Source organism: Janthinobacterium sp. P210005 (genome assembly GCF_036231865.1).
GTDB classification, from domain to species: Bacteria; Pseudomonadota; Gammaproteobacteria; order Burkholderiales; family Burkholderiaceae_D; genus Janthinobacterium; species Janthinobacterium kumbetense.
Genome location: NZ_JAZARC010000001.1, coordinates 1 through 20,933 on the forward strand (window position 1 = coordinate 1; position 20,933 = coordinate 20,933).

The 20,933-nt window shown below is 66.7% G+C and carries 13 protein-coding genes; 11 read left to right on the plus strand and 2 right to left on the minus strand.

Annotation, left to right across the window (positions count from 1 at the left end; all coding sequences use genetic code 11):
* From iolE to cobA, 6 genes are all read left to right on the plus strand, one after another.
* The coding region (gene iolE / locus VPH40_RS00005; RefSeq protein ID WP_328572283.1) for a myo-inosose-2 dehydratase at positions 1-739 on the plus strand (739 nt) is incomplete at its 5' end.
* Positions 736-1,530, plus strand: a complete 795-nt coding sequence (gene iolB / locus VPH40_RS00010) for a 5-deoxy-glucuronate isomerase (RefSeq protein WP_328572284.1) — start codon at positions 736-738, stop codon at positions 1,528-1,530. The genes iolE and iolB, both read left to right, overlap by 4 nt.
* A 13-nt stretch (positions 1,531-1,543) precedes the next feature.
* Positions 1,544-3,043 carry a CoA-acylating methylmalonate-semialdehyde dehydrogenase gene (locus tag VPH40_RS00015; protein ID WP_328572285.1) on the plus strand — a complete coding sequence of 500 codons (1,500 nt, stop codon included), beginning with the start codon at positions 1,544-1,546 and terminating at the stop codon, positions 3,041-3,043.
* Between the two features lie 76 nt (positions 3,044-3,119).
* Complete coding sequence (locus tag VPH40_RS00020; RefSeq protein WP_099664422.1) at positions 3,120-3,758, plus strand: ANTAR domain-containing response regulator; 639 nt, start codon at positions 3,120-3,122, stop codon at positions 3,756-3,758.
* 157 nt (positions 3,759-3,915) lie between these two features.
* Positions 3,916-5,094 (plus strand): CmpA/NrtA family ABC transporter substrate-binding protein, encoded by a 1,179-nt coding sequence (locus VPH40_RS00025; RefSeq protein WP_289913942.1) that lies wholly within the window; start codon positions 3,916-3,918, stop codon positions 5,092-5,094.
* 14 nt (positions 5,095-5,108) lie between these two features.
* The gene (gene cobA / locus VPH40_RS00030; protein ID WP_305061572.1) at positions 5,109-5,873 is read left to right on the plus strand and encodes a uroporphyrinogen-III C-methyltransferase; all 765 of its coding nucleotides are present in this window, start codon (positions 5,109-5,111) and stop codon (positions 5,871-5,873) included.
* Position 5,874: 1 nt separating this feature from the next.
* On the opposite strand, the gene VPH40_RS00035 is transcribed toward cobA, so the two are convergent.
* Positions 5,875-6,867 carry a cyclase family protein gene (locus VPH40_RS00035; RefSeq protein ID WP_328572286.1) on the minus strand — a complete coding sequence of 331 codons (993 nt, stop codon included), beginning with the start codon at positions 6,865-6,867 and terminating at the stop codon, positions 5,875-5,877.
* Between the two features lie 108 nt (positions 6,868-6,975).
* Here VPH40_RS00035 and VPH40_RS00040 point away from each other — a divergent pair, with 108 nt between their 5' ends.
* From VPH40_RS00040 to recD, 5 genes are all read left to right on the plus strand, one after another.
* Positions 6,976-7,866, plus strand: coding sequence for a LysR family transcriptional regulator (locus VPH40_RS00040; RefSeq protein ID WP_251349192.1), 891 nt, complete (start codon positions 6,976-6,978; stop codon positions 7,864-7,866).
* A 143-nt stretch (positions 7,867-8,009) separates the two neighbouring features.
* A complete protein-coding gene (locus VPH40_RS00045; protein ID WP_305051604.1) occupies positions 8,010-11,057 on the plus strand; it encodes a CHASE domain-containing protein in 3,048 nt (1,015 codons plus the stop codon).
* Between the two features lie 75 nt (positions 11,058-11,132).
* Positions 11,133-14,552 carry an exodeoxyribonuclease V subunit gamma gene (recC, locus tag VPH40_RS00050; protein WP_328572287.1) on the plus strand — a complete coding sequence of 1,140 codons (3,420 nt, stop codon included), beginning with the start codon at positions 11,133-11,135 and terminating at the stop codon, positions 14,550-14,552.
* Positions 14,549-18,232 carry an exodeoxyribonuclease V subunit beta gene (gene recB / locus VPH40_RS00055; protein WP_328572288.1) on the plus strand — a complete coding sequence of 1,228 codons (3,684 nt, stop codon included), beginning with the start codon at positions 14,549-14,551 and terminating at the stop codon, positions 18,230-18,232. Before recC ends, recB begins: the two co-directional genes overlap by 4 nt.
* Positions 18,222-20,195: an exodeoxyribonuclease V subunit alpha gene (recD, locus tag VPH40_RS00060; protein ID WP_328572289.1), complete on the plus strand. Its 1,974-nt coding sequence runs from the start codon at positions 18,222-18,224 to the stop codon at positions 20,193-20,195. Before recB ends, recD begins: the two co-directional genes overlap by 11 nt.
* A 1-nt stretch (position 20,196) precedes the next feature.
* Here the strand turns inward: recD and VPH40_RS00065 are convergent, their stop codons facing one another.
* A complete protein-coding gene (locus VPH40_RS00065) occupies positions 20,197-20,859 on the minus strand; it encodes a thiol:disulfide interchange protein DsbA/DsbL (RefSeq protein WP_251349187.1) in 663 nt (220 codons plus the stop codon).
* Between the last annotated feature and the right edge of the window lie 74 nt (positions 20,860-20,933).

Genomic DNA, 20,933 nt, shown 5'->3' on the forward strand with positions numbered 1-20,933 from the left:
CGTGCTGGGCAAATACCATCTCGCCTGTGTTTCCGGCTGGTATTCGGGACGGCTGGCGCACCGGTCCGTGGAAGAGGAGATTGCCGCCGTCGGGCCGCATCTGCGCTTGCTGGCCGACAGCGGGGCCACCGTCATGGTGTACGGCGAAGTGGCGGACGCCATCCAGGGCGAAGCCCGCCCGTTGTATAAACGTCCGCGCTTCCAGTCGCCGCAGCAATGGCAGGACTATGCGGACAAATTGACGGCGTTTGCGAAACACTTGCTCGACCACGGCGTGCGCCTGGCCTACCACCACCACATGGGCGCCTACGTGGAAACCCCGGCGGACGTGGACCAGTTGATGGCCTTGACGGGACCGCAAGTGGGCTTGCTGTTCGACACGGGCCACATCACCTTTGCCGGCGGCGATGCGCTGGCGGTCTTGAACAAGCACATCGATCGCATCTGCCACGTGCATTGCAAGGATGTGCGCCCCAATGTGGTGAAGCTGGCGAGAAATGGCCACTGGAGTTTCCTGCAAGCCGTCATCAATGGCGCTTTCAGCGTGCCCGGCGACGGCAGCATCGATTTTCCGGCCATCCTGACGCGCCTGTATCTGCACGGTTATGAAGGCTGGCTGGTGGTGGAAGCGGAGCAAGATCCGGCCGTGGCCCCCAGTTATCAGTACGCCAAGATGGGCCACGATTACCTGGCACGCCTGGTCGACGCGATTCCGCGATTGAAACGGGAGGCGGCATGAGCCCGCTGCTGGTCAAGGCTAGGGCCGGTTCGGCCATCGTCGAAGTGACGCCAGAGTCGGCCGGCTGGACGCACGTGGGCTTCGCCGCGCACCGTCTGGCGGCAGGCGAACAGCTGACTTTGGAGACGGGCAGCCGCGAACTGTGCCTCGTCGTGCTGACGGGCACGGTCACCGTGCAGGCGGGCGGGCAGACCTGGGAAGCCATCGGCAATCGCCAGAGCGTGTTTGAAGACGTCTCGCCCTACGCCGTGTATGCGCCGCTGGAAACCACGGTCGGCATCACGGCCGTGAGCGACGCGGAAGTGGCGCTGTGCAGTGCGCCGGCTACGACCCATCGCCCGGCGCGCCTGATCGACCCGCAGTCGATGACGCGTTCCGTGCGCGGCAAGGGCGCGAACACCCGTTATGTGTGCGACATCCTGCCGCAGACGGCCGAGGCCGATGGCTTGCTGGTGGTGGAAGTGGTCACGCCGTCCGGCCATTCGTCCAGCTATCCGCCGCACAAGCACGACAGCGACAATATCCCGCTGGAAAGTTCGCTGGAAGAAACGTATTACCACCGCCTCAATCCCGAGCAGGGCTTTGCGTACCAACGCGTCTACACGGACGACCGCAGCATCGACGAAGCCATGGCCGTGGAAAACCACGACGTGGTGATGGTGCCCAGGGGTTACCACCCCGTCACCGTGCCGTATGGCTACGATGGCTATTACCTGAACGTGATGGCCGGCCCGAAACGCGTGTGGCACTTTAAAAACGACCCGGCCCATGACTGGCTGATGACGAAATAACAAGGACAAGACAATGACTACCCCGATGATCGGCCACTTTATTGGTGGCAACCCCATGGCGTCGCGCTCCGAGCGCACCAGCGACGTGTTCAACCCCGCTACGGGCGCCGTCACGGCGAAAGTATCGCTGGCGACGCCTTCCGAGCTGAATGCGGCCGTGGCCGCCGCCCATGCGGCCTTTCCCGCCTGGTCGCAGACCTCGCCCCTGCGCCGCGCCCGCGTCATGTTCAAGTTCAAGGAGTTGCTGGAAGAACATGCGGATCAATTGGCGGCCCTGATCACGGCCGAACACGGCAAGGTGTTCACGGATGCCAAAGGGGAAGTCACGCGCGGCATCGAAGTGGTGGAATTTGCCTGCGGCATCCCGCAGCTGATGAAGGGCGAATATTCGGAGCAAGTGGCCGGCGGCATCGACGCCTGGTCGATCCGCCAGGCCCTCGGTGTCTGCGTCGGCATCACGCCGTTCAATTTCCCCGTGATGGTGCCGATGTGGATGTTTCCGATGGCGATCGCCTGCGGCAATACCTTCGTCTTGAAACCGTCGGAGCGCGACCCGTCGGCCAGCCTGCTGCTGGCGCAGCTGTTGACGGACGCCGGCTTGCCGGACGGCGTCTTCAACGTGGTGCAGGGCGACAAGGAAGCCGTGGATGGCTTGCTGCACCACCCGGACGTGCGCGCCGTCAGTTTCGTCGGTTCCACGCCGATTGCCGAATACATCTACGCCACCGGCTGTGCGCAGGGCAAGCGCGTGCAAGCCTTGGGCGGGGCGAAAAACCACATGGTCGTCATGCCCGACGCGGACATTCCGCAGACGGTCGACGCCCTGATGGGCGCCGCTTTCGGTTCGGCTGGCGAGCGCTGCATGGCCATTTCCGTCGTCGTGGCGGTGGGCAATGTCGCGGATCAATTGGTCGAGGCGCTGGTGCCCCGTATTGCGGCCCTGAAGATTACGCAAGGCATGGATTTACAGGCGGAAATGGGGCCTGTCGTCACGCAAGTGCACAAGGACAAAATTGCCGGCTACATCGCCACGGGCGTCAAGGAAGGCGCCAAGCTGGTGGCCGACGGGCGCGGTTTCGTCTTGCCCGGCCATGAACAGGGCTTTTTCCTCGGCGGCAGCCTGTTCGACCACGTCACGCCGGACATGACGATCTATAAAGAGGAAATCTTCGGCCCCGTCCTCTGCATCGTGCGCGTGCCCGATTTCGCCACGGCGCTGGACCTGGTCAACGCGCACGAGTACGGCAACGGCACGGCGATCTATACGCGCGACGGCAACACGGCGCGCGAGTACACGCACCGCGTGCAAGTCGGGATGGTAGGCGTCAACGTGCCGATCCCCGTGCCGATGGCCTTCCACAGCTTCGGCGGCTGGAAGCGCAGCCTGTTCGGCGACCATCACGCGCACGGCCCGGAATCGGTGCGCTTCTACACGAAACAGAAGGCCGTCACGCAGCGCTGGCCGGCATCGACGGCGGCGGGCGCCGAGTTTGCCATGCCGACCTTGAAGTAAAATCCGCTGTAAAACCGGCTGGTTCGCTTCTTGCTTACTGCAATGGCTAATTGTTTAGCCATTGCAGATCGCTCCCATGACGTCCAGCCGTACCCAGCCTTTGCGCATCGTTGTCGTCAACACCATTGTCGAGCACGGCGTGCACGAGAATGCGGCCCTGGCTGCCCAGGTGCAGCGCGGCAATGCCCTGCGCATCGGCTTGCTGGAATCGGGCTTCGACATCGTCGCCTCCCTGCCAGCCGACCTTTACCTTCCCGAGCGCATCGCGCAACTGCAGCCTGACCTCATCATCATCGACGCCGAATCGGACGCGCGCGACGTGCTCGAGCACATCGTCATCGCCACGCGCGACGAGCGCCGTCCCATCGTGCTGTTTACGGAAGACGGCGCCACGGCCAGCATCGATGCGGCCATGGCGGCCGGCGTGTCCGCCTATATCGTGGCCGGCTTGCATGCCGAGCGCATCTTGCCCGTGCTGAACGTGGCGCTGGCGCGCTTTCGCCAGGAAGAAAAATTGCGCGCCGAATTGCTCGACACGCGGCACAAGTTGTTTGAGCGCAAGGTGATCGAACGGGCCAAGGGCCTGTTGATGACGCATCACGGCTTGACGGAAGACCAGGCTTACCAGCGCTTGCGCAGCATGGCAATGAACAAGAAACTCAAGCTGGCGGACATTGCCCAGCGCATCCTCGACGTGGAGGACTTGCTGGGATGAATCGTCCATTTCCTGACACATGCTGGTGCAGTGCACCATTCCGGTGCGCTTCCAGCTGCCTGGGACAGGGCATGCACAGGCACGGTCCTTGCTGCTGGATGGGCATGACCTTGCCCATGTCGGCACGGCAAAACAGTATTTATCAGCAAGGAATGGTATGACACAGCAAGCGGGCGCCAATGCCCACCCGACGCGCCCACTGCAGCCGGAAAAACAGACGATACGCATCGGCTACCTGCCGCTGACCGATTGCGCCTCGCTGGTGATGGCTTCAAAGCTGGGCCTGGATGAAAAATACGGCATCAAGATCGAACTGAGCCGGGAGATGTCGTGGGCCGGCGTGCGCGACAAATTGAATAGCGGCGAGCTCGACGCTGCCCACGTGTTGTACGGTCTCGTGTATGGCGTGCAGATGGGTATTGGCGGGCAGCGGCACGATATGGCTGTATTGATGAATCTCAATCACAGCGGCCAGGCCGTCACCCTGTCGGCGGCGCTGGCGCGCGAGGGCGCCCACGATGGCCCCACATTGGCGCGGCACATGCGCGGCGCGGCGCGGCCCTTTGCGTTTGCGCATACTTTCCCGACCGGCAACCACGCGATGCTGTTGCAATACTGGCTGGCCGCGCAGGGCATCGATCCGCTGCGCGACGCGCGCGTGATGACGGTGCCGCCGTCGCAGATGGTGGCCGCCTTGCGCGCGGGGCAGATGGATGGCTTTTGCGCGGGCGAACCATGGGGCTACAAGGCCATCGTCGATGGCGTGGGCGTGACGGCCACCACCAGCGGCGCCATCTGGCCCGACCATCCGGGCAAGGTGCTGGGCACCAGCGCCGCGTTTGCGCACCAGCATCCGAACAGTTGTCGCGCCCTGATCGCCGCCGTGCTCGAGGCGGGGCGCTGGATCGACGCCAGCGATGCCAACCGGCTGGCCATGGCGGCCACCCTGGCCGAGCCTGCTTATCTGAATACGCCGCAGGAAACGCTGGCGCCGCGCATCCTCGGTCATTATCAGGATGGTCTGGGCAAGACGTGGGATGAGGCGCACGGTTTGAAGTTTTACGGCGCCGGCGCCGTCAATTTCCCCTACCTGTCGGACGGCATGTGGTTCATGACCCAGCACCGGCGCTGGGGCTTGCTGCGCGACGAACCCGATTACCTGGCGGTGGCTAGGCAAGTCAACCGCATCGACCTGTACCGTCAGGCGGCGGAAATGACGGCCACGCCCTTGCCGTCGTCACCGCTGCGCAGCTCGACCCTGTGCGACGGCGTCGTGTGGGACGGCAGCGCGCCGGAAGCGTACGCGGCATCGTTTGCCATCGGCCATTTTTTCTGATTGGAGAGTTCATCATGGCGCAACTTGGAAGCGTGACCCTGGTCGGCGCCGGTCCCGGCGATCCGGACTTGCTGACCATCAAGGCCGTGAAGGCCATCGCGCGGGCCGACGTGGTGCTGATCGACGACCTCGTCAATCCGGCCATCCTCGCGCATGCGGCGCCCGGCGTGCGCGTGGTCGAGGTGGGCAAGCGGGGCGGTTGTGCTTCCACGCCGCAAGCCTTCATCGAGCGCCTGATGCTGGCTGAAGCGCGCGCCGGCCTGCACGTGGTAAGGCTGAAAGGGGGCGACCCCTATCTGTTCGGGCGCGGCGGCGAAGAGCGCGCCTATCTGCGCAACCACGGCGTGGCCGTCGAGGTGATCCCTGGTATCAGCAGCGGCCTGGCTGCACCGTCCAGCATCGGCGTGCCGCTGACGCACCGCGGCTGGAGCCAGGGCGCCATTTTCGTCACGGGTCACGGCAAGGATAGCGCGTCCGAACCGAACTGGCTTGCGCTGGCGCAAAGCGGCCTGACGCTCGTCATCTACATGGGCGTGGCCAGGGTGGCGGCCATCCAGGCCGGCTTGCTGGCTGGCGGCATGGCGCCCGGCACGGCCGTGGCCGTGGTGCAATCGGCCAGCTTGCCGGCGCAACGCCAACTGCTGAGCACCTTGCAGCGCTTGCCGGACGATTTGCTGGCCAGCGGCCTGGGCAGCCCCAGCATCATCGTCGTGGGCGAGGTGGTGCGCTGCGCCGATGCCTGGGACGACCATGGCGCCTTGCTGGCCGCGGCCGTGTGATTTAGCGGATCGGCAGGGCCACGGGACGGATGGGCGCCGCGTCGCCGCCGCGGAATTTCAGCGAGGCGCCGATGAAGGCAAACTGGTAGACCTTGTCGCGCGACAAGCCTTCCAGGTCGACCAGTTCCAGGATGGGCGTGCCCTGCTGCGCCAGCAGATACGTGTGCACGGGCAGGTAATTGCCGGTCACTTCGGAGGGAAACGCCTCGAAACTGAGGTTGTCCGCGCCCACCACCATGGCGCCGCCATCTTCCACGAGGAATTTCGCCGCGTCCAGCGACAGGCCGGGCGGGTTCGCCATGTAGGCTTGCGCCTGCTCATAGTGCTGCATGCGGCCCGTGCGTATCAGCACCACGTCGCCTTTTTCCAGCGTCACCTTCTGTTGCGCCAGCGCCGCGCGCAAATCCTGCCGCGTCACGCGGTAATTGTCGGGCAGCTGCTGTAATCCCTTGGCCACGGCCACGTCGATCAGCACGCCGCGCGCGACGATGGGCGGCAGTTTTTCCGCGCCCGTCACGGTCCAGCCCCGGTCGCCCAGGTATTGCTCTTCCGTAAAACCGTTCCAGATCTTGCCGTTCAAGCCGAAGTGGTTGAGCGCGTCGATATGCGTGCCCATGTGCGCATACATGGACACGGCCGAGCCCGTGTAACTGACGTGGCGGTTCATCTGTTCGCCCACGTTCATCGAGTCGGCCACCACGTTGCCCTTCGGCGTGTGCGTCATCCACATCTGGTAGGGCGGGTCGCCTGCCGCCTGCCAGCTGGGCATGCCGACATAGAAATCGACGGCCAGGTCGTAGCTCTTGCCGCCGTCGATGCGGGCCAGGATGGCGGCGCGCGAGGCGGCCGTCATCAGGTTCAGGCTGCCGATCTCGTCTTTCGGGCCCCAGGGGCTGATGCCCACTTCGGGAAGGGCGGTGGCCGGGGCGGCTTGCACTACGCCGGCCAGCAGCGCCAGCAACAGGGTGGCCAGGGTGGCGGATGGTTTGAACATGGGGTACTCCTTGCGTGACATGAATGAAGAAGCCGCCATCATATTATTTTCAATTCCAATGATAATCAGCGATAAAATAATAAGATATTCAACTGCAAGGAAAGAATCATGGATGTCCTGGCGCACATGCGCGTGTTTCGCAAGGTGGTCGAGCGCGACAGCTTCAGCAAGGCGGCGCTGGACCTGAACCAGTCGGCGGCGGCCATCAGCAAGCAGGTGCGCCAGTTGGAGGCGCATCTGGGTACGGTGCTGCTGGTGCGCACGACACGGCGCATGAGTTTGTCGGACGGCGGGCGCGCCTATTATCTGGAATGCTGCCGCCTGCTCGATGAAATCGACGCGCTGGAACTGGCCACGCGCGGCTGCACCGGCAAGGTGGCGGGGCGCTTGCGCGTGAATGCGCCGCTGTCGTTTGGCTTGAAGGTGCTGTCGCCGCTGCTGCCGGTCTTCATGGCGCGCCATCCGGAAGTGAGAATCGAGATGACCCTGGACGACCGCCTGCGCGACGTGGTGGGCGAGGGCTATGACGTGTCGCTGCGCATCCGCGCCGCGCTGGCCGATTCGTCCCTGGTGGCGCGCCGCCTGGGCGATGTCGAACAAATGATTTGCGCATCGCCCGCCTATCTGGCGCGGCGCGGCACGCCCCGGCTGGCGCAGGACCTGCACGGCCACGATTGCCTGGCTTACCGCTTGGCCGACAGCCCCGGCGTCTGGCAGCTGGACGGCCCGGAAGGGAACAGCAGCATCGTCCTGCCCGTGCGCTTTTCCGCCGACAGCAGCCTGCTGCTGGCCGACATGCTGGCGGCGGGCATCGGCGTGGGCGCGCTGCCGTCGTTTGTCGCCGCGCCGCTGCTGGCCAGCGGCGCCCTGGTGCGCGTGCTGCCATCGCACGGCATGGCCAGGCGCGGCGTGTATGCCCTGACGCCCGACGGACGCCACGTGCAGGAAAAGGTGCGCGCCTTTTGCGACTTCCTGGCCGGGGCGCTGCGGGGTGCCTAGGCGCCAGGTGTTTTCCAGGGCAACCATCGAACGCGCTTTTTTTCATGTACAGGTGCGTCGCACAGGGGCTTTGATAGTATCCTCGTACTTGCTGGGCGGCCGGGGCGCCGCACATTCAAGGAAACCGGAATAAGCGATCGACAATGCACACTTTGAGCAAGCGCGGGGCGGGATCAGGCATCAGGATATGGGCGGGGGGCTTGCTGCTGGCGTTGGCGGTGGGCGGCGCCCTGTATGCGGGCGCGGCGCGCACGGTCGATGACGATGCCGAACAGCGTTTCGACAACCTCACGCATGGCGCCCAGCATAGCCTGATCACGCGCGTAAAAAGCTATTCCGACCTGCTGCGCGGTCTCGAAGCCCTGTTTCGCACGAGCGAGCAGCTGACGCGCCGGCAGTTTCACGATTACGTGGCCGGCCTCGATATCGCGCGCCAGTTCCCGGCCATCGAATCGGTCAATTACGCGGTGGCCGTGCCGTCGGCGCAGCGCGCGGCCTTCATCGAGGCAGTGCGCCGCGACACCAGCCTGGCGCCGCGCGGCTATCCCGCCTTCACCATCCGTCCCGCGGGGGAGCGGCCGGAATACGCGGTGCTCACCTATCTGGAACCCGATTCCCTGCTGGCCGAACGCATGGGCGTCGATATCGGCGCCAACCCGCTGGTGGCGCAGTCCCTGGCGCAGGCGCGCGACAGCGGCGAAGTCAGCGCGTCTGGCCAGGTGATCATGATCAAGGGGCCGCCCGCGCACGTGGGCCTGGGCATGCGCCTGCCCGTGTACCGCAACGGCATGCCGCAAGGCAGCGTGGCCGAGCGCCGCGCCGCCTATCAGGGTTCCGTCGGCATCGGCTTTGGCGTGGCGCAGCTGGTGCACAGCGCGCTCGAACGCAGCGCCCTGGAGCCGCTGCACCTGACCCTGTACAGCGCTGCCGACGCGACGCCCGCCGATGGCGCCCTGCGCATCACGCCGCAGGACCGCCTGCTGTTCAACGATGACGGCGACCTGGCGGCGACGCCGCCGCAACCGGGCAGCGATGCCGACTATTTCGACCAGGTGCTGCCCGTGGCGTACCAGGGCGGCCTGTGGAAAGCCCATTTCCGCGTGCGCAAGGCGGAGCTGTACAGTCCCTTCGACCGCTATTTCCCGTGGCTGGCGCTGGCCGTCGGCGTGGCCGGCACCCTGCTCATTTATGGCTACATCTTTACCCTGTACCGTTCGCGCCGCAACGCGGTGGCGCAGCGCACCCTGCTCGATACGGTGCTCGACAGCGTCGACGCCTACGTCTACATGAAGGATGCCGACCTGCGCTACCGCTACGTGAATGCGCGCACGGCGAAGATACTGGGCCGTTCGGTGGAGCAGCTGATCGGCCGCCAGGATGGCGAATTGATGCTCGGCGATGCGGCGGCGTCCGTGCAGCGCACGGAGCGCCAGGTGTTCGACAGCGGCGCCAAGTTCGTCGGCGAGGAGCGCTTCGTCGATGCGCAGGGCCAGGTGCATCACCTGTGGAGCGTGAAGGTACCGCTGGGCTTGCCCGGTCCCGTCACGGGCCTGATCGGTCTGTCCACCGACGTGACGGAATTGCACCGCCTGAAGGAACAGGCCGACGCGGCCAGCCAGGCCAAGAGCGACTTCCTGTCGAACATGAGCCATGAAATCCGCACGCCGATGAACAGCATCATCGGCATGGCGCACCTGGCGCTGAAATCCGTGGCCGATGCGCGCCAGCGCGACTATCTGCAGAAGATATTCCATTCGGGGCAGCACTTGCTGGGCCTGATCAACGATATCCTCGACTTTTCCAAGATCGAGGCGGGCAAGCTGGAACTGGAAGTGCTGGACTTCCGTCTCGATACCCTGCTGGCGAACATCGCCAGCCAGCTCGGCGACGCGGCCGCCGTCAAGGGCCTGGCGCTGCAGTTCGATATCGCGCCGGAGCTGCCGCAGCGCTGGCGCGGCGACCCGCTGCGCCTGGAGCAGGTCTTGCTGAACCTGACCAGCAACGCCATCAAGTTTTCCGACAATGGCAGCATCTTCGTGCGCGTGCGCCAGTCCGAGGAGCGGGGCAGCCACGGCATGCTGCGCTTCGAAGTGCAGGACCGCGGCATCGGCATGAATCAGGAAGAGGTGGCGCAGCTGTTCCGCTCCTTCCACCAGGCCGACCCGTCGACCACGCGCAAGTATGGCGGCAGCGGCCTGGGGCTGGTGATCAGCAAGCAGCTGGTGGAGCTCATGGGCGGCAAGGTGGGCGTGTACAGCCAGCCTGGCCTGGGCAGCACCTTCTGGTTCACGGCGCGCCTGGAGAAAAGTGCGCAGGCCAGCGACGAGCGCATCGCCGAAGTGGAGCCGGAAGTGCTGGGCGTGATCCGCGGCGCATCCATCCTGCTGGTGGAAGACAACGTCTTCAGCCAGCAGGTGGGCTGCGAATTGCTGGAAGACGCCGGCGCCACCGTCTGCGTCGCCTGTAATGGCCGCGAAGCGCTGGAATTGCTGGCCCAGCGGCGCTACGACTGCGTGCTGATGGACGTGCAGATGCCGGAGATGGACGGCTTCGAGGCGACGCGCCGCATCCGCGCCGACCCGCAGCTTGCCGGCCTGCTGGTGATCGCCATGACGGCCAATGCGGGCAGCGAAGACCGCGCCCGCTGCCTGGCGGCCGGCATGGACGAATTCCTGACCAAGCCGATCGCCCCGAATCTGCTGTTCCACCTGCTGGCGAAATGGTTTCGCCTGCGCGGCGGGATTGGCGGGATTGGCGGCATCGGTCATGCGCGCGCGGGCGACAGGCTGGTGGCGGTGCCGAAAGCGCCGCCATCGGCCGCCTCGCCGGACTTGCGTGATACGGCCATCCTCGACCTGGCCACCCTGGCGCTCACGTTCAGCAATGACCCCGTGAAGATGCGCAAATACACCCAGCTGTTTCTCGACACGGCGCGCGACGGCATCGCCGAAATGGAGCAAGCCATGGCGCTGGAAGACCTGGGGCGCCTGGCCGACCTGGGCCACCGCAGCAAATCGTCGGCGCTGGCCGTCGGCGCCCATGCCTTTGCCGGCCTGTGCGCGTCGATCGAAGGCTTGCGCCTTGGCGGCGACCTGCAACAGGCGCGCGCCTTGCTGACGGCCCTGGGGCCGGCCCTGGCGCAGGTGGCGGAACAAATTTCCGTGGAATTTGCCGCCAGCGACGCCCCCTGACGCAGGCAGCGGCGATAATACGCGTTTGACGTCTCCGGCCACCCGGCCCGAGACGCGGCAACCCATCGGATCAGCATGCATACTCCCGTCACGCCCGGCCTCCTCATCCTGCATGGCAACCAGCTGGAACAGCTGCGCGCCGCCGTCTTCCAGTGGTTGCGCCAGCATCCGCTGGCCCCCCTGGAAACGGATATCTTCCTGGTGCAGTCGAACGGCGTGGCCGAATGGCTGAAGATCGCCCTGGCCGAGGAGATGGGGGTGTGCGCCGCCACGCGCATCGCGCTGCCGGCGCGCCTGCTGTGGGAAAGCTACCGGGGCATGCTGGGGCGCGAGCGCGTGCCGCGCGTGTCGCCGTTCGATAAATCCCCGCTGACCTGGCGTTTGATGCGCCTGTTGCCGTCCTTGCTGGCCGAGCCGGTCTTCGCGCCGTTGCGCTACTTCCTTGCCGATGGCGACAGCGAGCGCCGGTTGCAGCTGGCCGAGCGCCTGGCCGACTTGTTCGACCAGTATCAGGTCTACCGCGCCGACTGGCTGGCCGACTGGGCGGCGGGGCGCGACCAGCTGCGCACGGCCCGCGGCGAAGCTATCGTCTTGAAGGAAGACCAGCGCTGGCAGGCGCAGTTGTGGCGCGCCGTGGCTGCCGACGTCGAGGCTTTCGAGCGCGACACGGGCCGCGCCGACATCCACGACGCCTTCCTGGCGGCGATTGCCGCCGGCGATGCGCCTGCCGGCAAGCTGCCGCGCCGCGTCGTGCTGTTCGGCGTGTCGGCCTTGCCGTACCAGACCTTGCAGGCGCTGGCCGCGCTGGCGCGCTACACGCAGGTGGTGCTGGCCGTGCCGAATCCATGCCAGTTCTACTGGGGCGACATCATCGACGGGCGCGACTTGCTGCGCGCGCAAAACAAGCGCCAGCGGCAGCGCAACGGCACCGACCTTGCGCAAATCCCGCTCGAAGCGCTGCATGCGCACAGCCATCCGCTGCTGGCCAGCTGGGGCAGGCAAGGGCGCGATTTCATCCGCATGCTCGACGAGTTCGACGAACACGCGCAAGCCGAGGGGCGCGACGACAGCCTGCGCATCGACCTGTTTGGCGAGGAAACGGGCGAGACCCTGCTGCAGCAGGTGCAGGTGGCCATCCGCGAACTGCGCCCGCTGGCCGAACACGAGCAAACGCCGCCCGATGCGGCCGACCGTTCGATCGAATTTCACGTGGCGCACAGCGTGCAGCGCGAAGTGGAAGTGCTGCACGACCAGCTGCTGGCCATGTTCGCGCACAGCGCCGAAACGGGCCTGCGCCCGCGCGACGTGGTGGTGATGGTGCCCGACATCGACACCTTCACGGCCGCCATCCACGCCGTCTTCGGCCAGTACCGGCGCAATGACGAGCGCTTCATCCCGTTCGAGATCGGCGACGTGAAGGACCGCAGCGTCAACCCGCTGCTCGTCGCGCTCGAGTGGCTGCTGCAGCTGCCGCAGCAGCGCTGCCGCCAGAGCGAAGTGCGCGACTTGCTCGACGTGCCCGCGCTGGCGGCACGTTTCGGCCTGCAGCCGGACGACCTGGCCACCCTGGGCGCCTGGATCGAAGGGGCGGGCGTGCGCTGGGGCCTGGACCAGGAACACCGCGCCGGCCTGGGGCTGGGTGCGGCCGGGGAACAGAATGCGTGGATCTTCGGCGTGCGGCGCATGCTGCTCGGCTATGCCAGCGGCAGTGGCGCCAGCTTTGGCGGCATCGAACCGTATGCGGAAGTGGGCGGCCTCGATGCGGCGCTGGCGGGCTCGCTGGCGCAACTGGTCGAGGCGCTGCTGCACTGGCGCACCGTGCTGGCCGGCGCGCGCACGCCAGCCGAGTGGGGCGTGCAGGCGCGCGCGCTGCTGGCTGCTTTTTTCGACGCCGACGACGAGGGCGACCGTTTGACCCTGGCGCAGCTCGAAGGCGCCTTGCAGGGCTGGCTGGAAACCTGCGAACACGCGGGCTTCGTCGAGCCGGTGCCGCTGTCCGTGCTGCGCGTGGCGTGGCTGGGCGCGCTGGACGAGCCCACCCTGAACCATCAATTCGTCTCCGGCGGCGTGACTTTCTGCACCCTGATGCCGATGCGCGCCGTGCCGTTCCGCGTCGTGTGCCTGCTGGGCATGAACGATGGCGATTTCCCGCGCCGCGCGCAGAAGGCCGATTTCGACTTGCTGGCGCTGCCCGGCATGGCGCGCCCGGGCGACCGTTCGCGCCGCGACGACGACCGCTATCTGATGCTGGAAGCCTTGCTGGCCGCGCGCGACAAACTGTACGTGAGCTGGGTGGGGCGCAATGTGCGCGACAATTCCGAGCAGCCGCCGTCCGTGCTGGTATCGCAGCTGCGCGATTACCTGGCCGCCGGCTGGTCGCTGGACCGGCACCTGGTATCGCTGACCACCGAGCATGCGCTGCAGCCGTTCAGCCGCCGCTATTTCGAGGCCGATGGCTTGCTGACCTATGCGCGCGAATGGCGTGTCGCGCATGCCGATGCGGATGCGCAGGCCGCCGTGCTGCCGCTGGGCCCTTACGAGCTCGATCCCGGCACCCGCCTGAAGCTGGGCGAGCTGGCCAGCTTTTTGCGCCAGCCCGTCAAATACTTTTTCCGCCGCCGCCTCAGCGTGTATTTCGCCGACGCCGCCATGCTGGGCGAGGATGAAGAGCCGTTCGGCCTGAATGCGCTCGAGCGCTATCTGCTGGAAGACACCATGCTGGACGACGGCGGCGCCCTGGAAGCGGCGGACGATGTGCGCGCCAGCCTGGAAGCGCGCGCAGCCAAGCTGGCGCGCGAAGGCGTGCTGCCCATCGGCTTGATCGGCCAGCAAGTGCAGACGCAACTGGTCGAGGCGCTGGTGCCCGTGCGCAGCGCGTGGCTGTCCTTGCGCGCCTCGTTCCCGTACGCGGCCGACAAGCGCGCCATCAACCTGCCGTTTGGCGAAGTGCAGATCGACGACTGGCTCGACAAATTGTGCAGCAACGGGCGGGACACGGCGTGGCTGATGCAGATTTCCTCGAAGGTGACGGACAAGGGCGGCCAGGCGCGCGGCGACAAGCTGATGCTGATGTGGCTGCGCCAGCTGGCCGCCGCCGCCCTCGGCTTCCCCGTCACCGGCTACCTGGTGGCGCGCGACGCCATCGTCAGCATGGCGCCGCTCGATCCGGCCGCTTCGCGCGTCGCGCTGGCCACCTTGCTGGCGCTGTGGCGCGAAGGCATGAACCATCCGCTGCCCACGGCGTGCAAGACGGGGCTGGCGCTGGTGCAGCAGGGCGACCCGCGCGCCGTCTACGATGGCGGCTTCGATATCTCGGGCGAGCGCGATGAACTGTGCCTGGCGCGCCTGTGGCCCGAGTTTTCCGCGCTGGCCGCCGAGGAAGCGTGGCAGGACTGCACGCGGGAGCTGTATGGCCCGCTGGCCGACTGGCTGCAAGAACACATCACCATCGACCCGATCAGCGCGCCCGATGACGGCGCGGGAGAAGAACAATGACGAGCCATCTGCTCAACCCCCTGGCGTTCCCCCTGCATGGCTCGCGTCTGATCGAGGCCTCGGCCGGCACGGGCAAGACCTGGACCATCGCCGCGCTGTACGTGCGGCTCGTGCTGGGGCATGGCGACGACGACAGCCGTTTCACGCGTCCCCTGCTGCCGGCCGACATCCTCGTGATGACATTTACCCGCGCCGCCACGCGCGAATTGTCGAACCGCGTGCGCGAGCGCTTGATCGAGGCGGCAGCTTATTTTCGTAATGAGTTTCGCCACGAATTTGGCATTGAATCCGGCGGCAGCGACCCGTTTCTCGACGCCTTGCTGGAGTCCTATCCCGACGAGAGCGAACGGCAAAAGGCCGCGCACCGGCTGATGCTGGCCGCCGAGACGATGGATGAAGCGGCCATTTTCACCATCGACGCCTGGTGCCAGCGCATGCTGCGCGAGCACGCGTTCGACAGCGGCAGCCTGTTCGACGAAGAGCTGGTCAGCGACGAGCAAGCGCTGTTCGAGGATGCGGCCCACGATTACTGGCGCCAGCAAGTCTATCCCTTGCCGCCGCAGGCGCTCGACGTGCTGCTGGCCTGCTGGCCCGACGTGGGGGCGCTGAAGAAGGGCGCGCGCGAGCTGGCGCGCCGCGCGGACATCATGGGCATGGCCGACGAAGAACCGCTATCCGCCCTGATCTCGCGCGAACAGCGGGCGCTGGCTGCGCAGCTGGCCAGCCTGAAGGCGGGCTGGGTCGAGCGCGTCGACCAGATGGCGGCCTGGATCAACGACCACCGCGCCGCCAATCCCAAGTGTTTCAACGGCGTCAAGATGAAGCCGGAGAACCTGGCGAAGTGGTTCGACGGCTTGCGCAAGTGGGCGCACGACCCGCTCTTGCTGCTGCCGGCCATCACGGCCAAGGCGTGGGAACGATTGACGCCGTTCGGCATCGAAGATGCGTTTGCCAAGAGTTTCACGGCGCAGGTGCCCGAGTGCTTCGCGCATACGGAGGCGCTGGGGATCGCCCTGGCCGCATTGACGCCGCTGGCGCACAAGCTGCACCTGCATGCGGCGGCGGCCATCGCGCGGCGCATGGACCAGTTGAAGCGCCAGTCGCGCCAGTTCGGCTTTGCCGACATGCTGCAGCGGCTGCACGACGCGCTGGCCGGCGAGAATGGCGCGGCCTTGCGCCAGCGCATCATCGACCAGTATCCGCTGGCCATGGTCGACGAATTCCAGGATACGGCACCGGCCCAGTACCAGATCTTCAACCTGCTGTACCGCATCGCCGACAACGATCCGGCGCTGGGCCTGTTTTTGATCGGCGACCCGAAACAGTCGATCTACGGCTTTCGCGGCGCCGACATCCAGAGCTACCTGGCGGCGCGCCGCGCGACGACCGGCCGCCACTACCAGCTGGGCACCAACTACCGCTCGACGGCGCCGCTGGTGGCGGCCGTCAACCAGCTGTTCCTGCACGCGGAGCGCGACGAAGTACCGCTTGGTGCCTTCCGCTACCGCAAAGGGAATGACAATCCGCTGCCGTTCGAAGCCGTCGATGCCAAGGGCCGCGCCGAGCACCTGGTGAACGCCGGCGGCCCGCTGCCGGCCCTGCTGGCCGCCTGCGCCAGCGATGAAGGGCTGCGCGGCGACAGCTACCGCGAGTATTTCGCGCAGCACTGCGCCGAGCACATCGTCGCCATGCTGGGCGATGCGCAAGCCGGTTTCGATGGCCCCGATGGTTTTACGCGCCTGCAGCCGGCCGACGTCGCCATCCTCGTGCGCGACCGCAAGGAAGCGGCGGCCATCCGCCGCGCGCTGGCGCGCCGCCGGGTCGCCAGCGTCTACCTGTCCGACAAGGATTCCGTCGTCGACAGCGAGGAAGCGCAAGACGTGCTGCGCTGGCTGGCGGCGCTGGCCAATCCCCTCGACGGGGGACTGGCACGCGCCGCGTTTGCCACGCCCACCATCGGCCTGTCGCTGGGCGAACTGGCGCGCCTGTCCAGCGACGAACTGGAATGGGAACGCCGGGTCGAGCAACTGAAGGCCTTGCACCTGATCTGGCAGCGCCAGGGCGTGCTGGCCATGCTGCGCCGCTTCATCCACGAGCTGCAATTGCCCGCCATGCTGCTGCAGCAGACGGGCGGCGAGCGGCGTTTGACGAATCTGCTGCACCTGGCCGAACTGCTGCAATCGGCCAGCCGCCAGCTCGATGGCGAACAGGCGCTGATACGCTGGCTGGCCGAGCAGATCGCCGGCGAAGGCGAGGGCGGCGACGAGCGCGTGCTGCGCCTGGAAAGCGATGCGGAGCTGGTGAAAGTCATCACCGTGCACAAATCCAAGGGCCTCGAATACCCGCTCGTGTATCTGCCGTTTGCCGTCACGGCGCGCAAGGTGGATAAGCGCAACCGCAGTTTCTTCGACTATGCGGATGACAAAGGCGAACGCCGCCTCGACTTGTCGCTGTCCGACGAGGCCATGGCGGCGGTCGAGGAAGCGCGCATCGAGGAAGACTTGCGCCTGCTATACGTGGCGCTGACGCGCGCGCGCCACTTCCTGTGGCTGGGCGTGGCCGCCCAGGCGGCGCGCAAGGCGGGCGAGAACACCTTGCACGAATCGGCGCTTGGCTACCTGCTGACGGGCGGCGACAAGCTGCCGGCGGAGCAATTGCTGTTGCGCTGGCAGCAGGTCGCGGGCGACTGCGACGCCATCTACGTGACTTCCCTGGCGCAGCCCGACGCCTGCACGGTGCTGGACCGGGTCGAGCGGCGTCCTGAATTGCGTCCCGCTCCCGTGTTCGCGGGCGAATTCGAGCGCGACTGGTCGGTGGGCAGCTTCACGTCGCTGACGCGCCAGATCGGCGCCGTGGCGGCCTCGCACGTGCCGCAGCGGGCGCTGGAAGAAACCCTGCTCGAAGATGGAACGGGCGTGCCCGCGACCTCGCCACTGCAGACGGGCGACGCGCCATGGCACCGCTTCCCGCGCGGCTCCGTGCCCGGCAATTTCCTGCACGAGCAGCTCGAGTGGATGGGCAGCGAAGGTTTTGACAGCGTCCATGAGGCGCACTTCGACACGCGCCTGGCCGCGCGCTGCGAGCGGGCCGGCTGGGGGCACCGCCAGGAAGACGCCATCGCCTGGCTCAGGGAAATCGCGCTCACGCCGCTGCCGCTGCTCGATGCGTCGCTGTCGCAGCTCGATAGCACCCTGTCCGAGATGGAGTTCTGGTTCCCCAGCGAACATCTGTCCACGGGGGCGCTCGACCAGCTGTGCACGCGCCTGCTGCTCGACGGCGCGCCGCGTCCCGTGCTGCCGCGGCGCCAGCTGCACGGCATGCTGAAAGGCTTTGCCGACCTGGTCATCGAACAGGATGGCCGCTACTGGGTGCTCGACTACAAGTCGAATGCGCTGGGCGCCAACGACGCGGCCTATCACACGGCTGCGCTGGCGGCCGGCATGGCGCAGCACCGCTACGATATCCAGGGCGCCATCTACATGCTGGCCCTGCACCGGCTGCTGAAAAGCCGCCTCGGCGACGCGTACGACCCGGCCGAACACCTGGGCGGCGCCATTTTCCTGTTCCTGCGCGGTATCGCGAATGCGGACACGCATGGCTGCTACTGGCTGGCGCCGCAGCTGGAACTGCTGGACGGCCTCGATCAACTGTTAGAAGAAACGGAACACCATGCAGCATAATGAGCAGATGGATGCCTTGCAGATGGACGCCTTGTTGACCCACTTTGACGGCGTTGCCGAAGCGGGCCACCTGCGCCGCCTGAGCGCCGCCTTTGCCCGCTTCATCGCCAGCCTGGACGAGCATGCGCCGCATGCTCCCGCCGTGGGCGTGGCGTGCGTGGTGCTGTCCGAGCTGGAAGGGCGGGGCCACAGCTGTCTGATGCTGGCTGACCTGGCTGGCGAACCGTCGCAGCTGCTGGGCTGGAGCGAGGAGCTGTGGCACGGTGTGCTGGCCGTTTCCGGCCCGCTGCCCGACAGCACGGCTGGCTGGCGCGTGCTGCTGGCCCGCGCGCCGCAGGTGTGGCTGGTGGGCGCCGCCGACGTGCGCCAGCCGCTGGTGCTCGATGGCGACCGCCTGTACCTGCGCCGCTACTGGCGCGACGAGACCCTGGTGGGCGGGAAAATCGCCTTGCGCGCGCAGGATTTGAACACGCCGCCGCTGGCGCAGGTGCGGCAATGGCTCGACATCCTGTTCGACCAGCCGACCCGGGACGGTGGCCCGGACTGGCAAAAAGTGGCGTGCGCCGTCGCTCTGCGCGGCAAGGTGGCGATCATCACGGGCGGTCCCGGCACGGGCAAGACGTACACGGTAGCCAGCCTTTTGACCCTGCTGTTTGCCGTCTCGCCGCAGCCGGAGCAGCTGCGCATCGCGCTGGCCGCGCCCACGGGCAAGGCGGCCGCGCGGCTGAAGCAGTCGATCGACAAGGCACTGAGCGGCTTGGCGGAAAAGGTCGGGGAAACTTTGCCCCTGCTGGAACTGGCGCGGCGCATGGGCGCGGCCCGCACCCTGCATAGCTTGCTGGGCGCGCGGCCCGATACGCGCGCCTTTGCCCACCACGCGGGCAATCCGCTCGAGGTCGACGTGCTGATCGTCGATGAAGCGTCGATGGTGCACCTGGAAATGATGGCGTCCGTGCTCGACGCCTTGCCGCCCACGGCGATCCTGATCCTGCTGGGCGACAAGGATCAACTGGCGTCCGTGGAAGCGGGCGCCGTGCTGGGCGACTTGTGCCACGACGCGCAGGCGGGCGGCTATACGGCCGACACCATCGCGTATGCGCAGGCGGCCAGCGGCGTGGCCATTCCACCTGCCTTTGCGGGAGCGGCGGGCGCGCTGGCGCAGCAAACGGTGATGCTGCGTCACAGCCACCGTTTCAGCGGTCCGATCGGCGAGCTGGCGCTGGCCGTGAACGGCGGCAGGCCGGATCTGGCCAAGGCCTGTTTCGCCGGCGAGAGCGGCGGCCAGCTGGCGTGGAGCGTGACCGCGCAGCCGGACGAGGTGCTGCGCCTGGCCCTGCGCGGCAGGAGCGACGCGCCGGGCGGCTACCAGCCCTACCTGGAACTGGTGAATGCGGGCGAGGAGGGCTATGCGCAGCACGACGACTGGGTGCGCGCCGTGCTGCACGCTTTTGAAGCGTTCCGCATCCTGTGCGCCGTGCGCGAGGGCGAGTGGGGCGTGGCGGGCCTGAACACGGCCATCGAGCTGCGGCTGGAAAAGGAAGGGCTGATACGCCGCAGCGAATGGTATGTGGGCCGTCCCGTGATGGTCACGCGCAACGATTACGGCACGGGCGTGTTCAATGGCGATATCGGGCTGACCTTGCGCGACCCTGCGCGGCCCGGCTCCCTGCGCGTGTATTTCCTGGAAGGCGAGAACGTGCGCAGCGTGCTGGCCACGCGCTTGCGCCACGTTGAGACGGCGTTCGCCATGACGGTGCACAAGTCGCAAGGCTCGGAATTCCGCCACACGGTGCTGGTGCTGCCGCAGGAAGGCGGCGCCATGCTGGCGCGCGAACTGGTCTACACGGGCATCACGCGCGCGCGCGACTTTTTTACGCTGGTCTCGCCCACGCAGGCCGTGCTGTTCGACGCGATCTTGCGCCGCACGCAGCGCGCCAGCGGGCTGCGGGGCTTGATCGGCTGATTTACTTCGCCAGCTTCGCCTTCGCCACCAGCGCCTGCACCACTTGCAGGGTCGCCTGCTCCACGCCCTGGCGCGGCAAGCCCGGGTTGGCGCCGGCGACCATCGATGGATTGGTCAGGTAGCGTCCGCCCACGATCAGGGTGGGCGTGCTGTCGACCTGGTAGCTGGCGGCCAGGCGGGGCAGGTTTTTCAGCTTGGTCTGCACGCCAAACGACTGGTAGGCGCCTTCGAAGGCGGCCTTGTCCAGGCCATTTTTCAGCGCCCAATCGAGGTTGTCGCTGTCGCTGGCCAGGCGCTTGCGTTCCACGTGCCAGGTGTGCATGACTTGCGCGTGCAGCGCCTCTTCCTTCTTCAGCGCTTCCAGTGTCAGGAACAAATGCGCTTCCGGATCATTTGCCGGCGTGTGCGGCAAATGGATGCGGCGGAAAGACACGCTGGCGGCATTCTCCTTGACCCAGCGGGCCAGGCTAGGCTCCAGCGCGTTGCAGGCGGGGCAGTGGTACATGAAAAATTCGATCACTTCCACCTTGCCAGGCGCCGCCTGTGCCGGTTGCGGCGTGGCCAGCACCAGATAATCGGCGCCCGGCACGGGCGCTTGCGGCGAGGCGAAGGCGCCGGCGGCGGCGAAGCTGGCGCAGGCCAGGATGACTTGGTGCAAACGCATGGACGCTCCCTTTAAAAATTAACTATAAGGCAATCATAATAGGACGTCAATGTTGGATGGTGTTGCTTTGATGT